The organism is Planctomycetia bacterium (assembly GCA_034440135.1).
In the GTDB taxonomy this organism is placed as follows: Bacteria; Planctomycetota; Planctomycetia; order Pirellulales; family JALHLM01; genus JALHLM01.
Map to the genome: position 1 here is coordinate 1 of JAWXBP010000062.1, position 3,860 is coordinate 3,860.

2 protein-coding genes are annotated in these 3,860 nt (G+C 63.2%); one reads left to right on the top strand and one right to left on the bottom strand.

Annotation, left to right across the window (positions count from 1 at the left end):
- Positions 1-2,004, bottom strand: a 2,004-nt coding sequence (locus SGJ19_03530) for a PQQ-dependent sugar dehydrogenase (GenBank protein ID MDZ4779305.1), incomplete at its 3' end; no start/stop codon positions are given.
- A 195-nt stretch (positions 2,005-2,199) separates the two neighbouring features.
- Between SGJ19_03530 and SGJ19_03535 the strand changes: the two genes are divergently transcribed.
- Complete coding sequence (locus SGJ19_03535) at positions 2,200-3,789, top strand: glucose-6-phosphate isomerase (protein ID MDZ4779306.1); 1,590 nt, start codon at positions 2,200-2,202, stop codon at positions 3,787-3,789.
- The last annotated feature ends 71 nt before the right edge of the window (positions 3,790-3,860 follow it).

Below are 3,860 nucleotides of genomic sequence, written 5' to 3' on the forward strand. Positions count from 1 at the left end.
ACGCACGCGCTGCTCGACGCTCACCGTGTCATCGTCCAACCGGGCCAGGGCGCGCAACGAATAGAGATTGCTGATCGGCATGGAAAAATAACCGGCGTGGTTCATCGCGCGCAGTTGGTTGTCCGTCACGCCGCCGTATTGAAAATCGCGGTTCAATTGTGGCGTATGGAAGCCAAGCGCCAGCCCGCCCTGGCTCGCGCGCGTATGGCAGTGCAGGCATTCGCTGCGGGACGGATAACGCCAGACCTGTGTCCGCATGGTCCCGCCATCGTGAATCACGAACGTCTCGTCCAGCCCGCCTTCCGGCACGAGCGTCGCATTGGTCAGCGAACCGCCCCAGCGATACGTCACGCCATAGACATCCGACCCGTCCGTTCCGCCGTGGCGCACGAGCAAACGCGTTTCAAGACGACGACGCGACTCCGCCACGCCGTTCGTCAGCTCCAGCTCAAAATGTTTCACCCAGACCGTGCCCGTGGGGAACAGCCAGTTGTTCGTCGCGCCGAACGTGATCGTGCGATTCGTCGGCACATGGAACCAGCGCGACTTGATCGCGTTGTCCGACCAGAACGGAAGATTCACGTCATACGCCACGAAGCCGGCGTGCGGCGCGAGCGCGGTCAAGTTCGTGAAGACACCTGCATCCGCCAGCGTGGCCGGCAAGGAGTTCGCCGCCGCCGGCACGGCAATCAAGCGCTTGATCGTGTCGTTGTTCTGATCCGCCGTCAGCACGTCGCCGTTCGACGGATCGACGCCAAACGCCGCGACGCCTGGATCGTCGGCGATGCGGATGAAGCTGGAAACATTCGTGCCGTCATGGCGCAGCGACCAGATGTTGCCCGAGACGAAGTCGCCAAAAATGTAGCTGCCATTGAGCGCGGGGATGCGTCCGCCGCGATAGACCCGACCGCCGACCACCGCGTTCCCCTGGTTCGTCGCCGTGCCGTGGCGATAGCTGAAGATCGGCGGCGTAAGCGTGAGTCCGCCCGGCTGGCTGGCCGCCTTCGGCCCGGCGTTCGTTGCTTCGCGAAACGCCCAGCCGTAGTTTCCGCCTTTGGTGATCACGCTGATTTCCTCCAGCGCATCGTCGCCCACATCGCCACAGAAGATTCGGCCCGTCACGTCATCAATGGAGAAGCGCCACGGATTGCGGAAACCGACCGCGAACATCTCCGTCCGCACCGCGCCGGCGTTGACGGCGGCCCCGTTGAAAGTGGTCGCGCCGACGAACGGATTGTCTGCCGGGATGCGATAATGGATCACGCGCCCGACATGGTTCGTGTTCGCCGGATGCGCGTTCGGCAGCAGGCTCGTTCCGCGTGCGGGCACATCCACATCCAGCCGCAAGATTGAAGACCAGAAATCTTTGTCGATGCGCTGGCTGTTGTTGAGGCTGTCGTTTTGCTCGCCCTCATCGCCCAGCGACACGTAGAGAAATCCGTCCGGGCCGAAGTGCAGATCGCCGCCATTATGATCGCTGTGCTCGTCGAACATCGTGAGCAGGCTCACCTCGGAACCCGCGAGCGCCGCGTTCGGATTGTTGCCGGAGACCTGGAAGCGCGACAAAATCTGGTGCCGGCCCGCGCCCGCCTTCGTCGTGGTTTCGTCCGTGTAATAGAGGAAGAAGAAACCGTTCGTCGCGTAGCCCGGATGAAACGCCATCCCGAGCATCCCTTCCTCGCCGCCGCCGGAACCGCCAATCACCTTCGCCGAAATGTCGAGGAACACCGTCCGGGTCGGCACGGCGAGATTGGTAATCACCGCCACGCGCCCCGCCTGCTCCACGACGAAGAGCCGGTTGACCTCGCCCGGCGGCGCAGCCATGCAGACAGGATTCGCGAAGGTCAGATTTCCGAAGGCGTTGGTCAGCGCGTAAGAATACGTCGGCGGTGTGGAAGGAAGCCGCAGCGAAGCGTTGCCCACCCGATTGCTCAATCCGAACGGCTGGGCCCCGACCGGGAGCACACACGCCAGCAGCAACAACGCACAACGCAGAAACGACATTGTGGCAAAGATGGCAAGGGTGGGAGGCAGTGTCAAAAGCAGCGTTCAGGCATGTTCTCTTCAATGAGCGCATCATTCTGGCTGGATGCCCAAAGCGCACATGCCGGGGAAAAGTGAATGAACGGAACCAGCAATGGCCGGCGTTTTCCTTGTTCCCTTGCCTCGCCGAGTTGTTAGGCTGCGGTCCACGAAGTTATGCAACTCTCCAAAGAACAGCTCTGGCACCGTTTCCAAAAACACTTCACCGATTTCCCCTCGCTCGGCCTGGCCATCGACCTGAGCCGCGTGAATTTCCCGGAGGACTTCTTCGCGCAGATGGAGCCGCGGATGCAGAAGGCCTTCGCCGCGATGGCGGAGCTGGAGAAGGGAGCCATCGCGAATCCCGACGAGAAACGCATGGTCGGCCATTACTGGCTGCGCAACGCCGCGCTCGCGCCGCAACCGGAACTGCGCCAGGCCATCGAGGAAACGCTCACCGCGATCAAGGCGTTCACGGCTGAAGTTCACAGCGGGAAAGTTGCGGGCGCGAAGGGCGGGTTCAAGAACGTGCTCGTCATCGGCATCGGCGGATCGGCGCTCGGACCGCAGTTCGTCGCGACCGCGCTGGGCCAGCCGGCGACGGACAAGATGGCGGTTCACTTTTTCGACAACACCGATCCCGACGGCATGGACAAGGTGCTCGCCCAGCTCAGCGGCGAGCTGGGCCAGACACTGGCCGTCGTCATCAGCAAGAGCGGCGGCACCAAGGAAACTCGCAACGGAATGCTGGAAGCCGAAGCCGCATGGACTAAAGCCGGATTCGACTTCGCGAAGCACGTCATCGCCGTCACCGGCGCGGAGAGCGAGCTGGACAAAGTCGCGGTGAGCAAAGGCTGGCTGCGCCGTTTCCCGATGTGGGACTGGGTCGGCGGACGCACGAGCGAACTGTGCGCCGTGGGCCTGCTGCCCGCCGCGCTGCAAGGTCTCGACATCGACGCGATGCTCGCCGGAGCCAGGGCTTGCGATGAAGTCACGCGCCAGGCGGACACCGCGCAGAATCCTGCCGCGCAGCTCGCGCTCATGTGGCACTTCCTCGGCGACGGCCGCGGCAGCAAGGACATGGTGGTGCTGCCTTACAAGGATCGGCTGGAGCTGTTCTCGAAATATCTTCAGCAGCTCGTCATGGAATCGCTCGGCAAGGAGCTCGACCTCGACGGCAAGGTCGTGAACCAGGGCATCAGCGTCTATGGCAACAAAGGTTCGACCGACCAGCACGCCTACGTGCAGCAGCTCCGCGAGGGCGTGCTGAACTTCTTCACCGTCTTCATCGAGGTGCTGCGCGACCGCTCGGGCGAGAGCATGCTGGTGGAGCCGGGAGTGACCAGCGGCGATTTTCTGAGCGGCTTCTTCCTCGGCACGCGCGAGGCGCTTTACGAGAAGGGCCGGCAGAGCGTCACGCTCACGGTGCGCGAGGTCAGCCCGTTCACCGTCGGCCTGTTGATCGCGCTGTTCGAGCGCGCGGTCGGCTTCTACGCCTCGCTCGTGAACATCAATGCCTATCATCAGCCCGGCGTCGAGGCGGGCAAGCAGGCGGCGGGCACGGTGATTGCGCTCCAAGGCAAGGTGCTCGCGTATCTCACCGAGAAGAAGGGTCACGCGCTGAACTCCGCGCAGATCGCCAGCGGCATCGGCGCGCATGACGGCTTCGAGAGGGTCTTCAAGATCTGCGAACACCTCACCGCGAACGGGCGCGTGAAGAAGTCGGCGGGCACAGGCGCGACCGGCGGCACTTACGCCAGCGTGTAACGAAAATTCGACATCGGCCCATGGAAGGGCGAGTTCCACGAGTCCCAGATCAGTCGAAGTCCCAGCAACAA